This window comes from Candidatus Bandiella numerosa (assembly GCF_021811875.1).
GTDB lineage: Bacteria > Pseudomonadota > Alphaproteobacteria > Rickettsiales > Midichloriaceae > Aquirickettsia > Aquirickettsia numerosa_A.
In genome coordinates, this window is sequence record NZ_JAJBJD010000293.1 from 1 (window position 1) to 247 (window position 247).

Consider the following 247-nt stretch of genomic DNA (forward strand, 5'->3'; position numbering starts at 1 on the left):
GAAGATTAATCTCTTCTCTATGTACTCTGCTTTTGGTAAACACAAATCTGAAACCGCCCTATGCGACATCGCTTGTACGGTGGTGTGAGAGGGAGGTGCTGCAATGCGCCTCTCTACTCGATTAATATGTTCTGAGCCTGTATATTGGCTTCCTTGGTCACTATTAAATATTAGTGGCGCTGGATATTTAGCAAGAGCCTCCTGTAAAATAGTAGTAACTAAGCTAGAATCCATGCAATTTGAAAGC

1 pseudogene is annotated in these 247 nt (G+C 42.1%); it reads right to left on the bottom strand.

From position 1 onward, the window contains the following. Positions 1–247 (bottom strand): annotated as a pseudogene (locus L8D11_RS05655) (hypothetical protein); the annotation flags it as partial.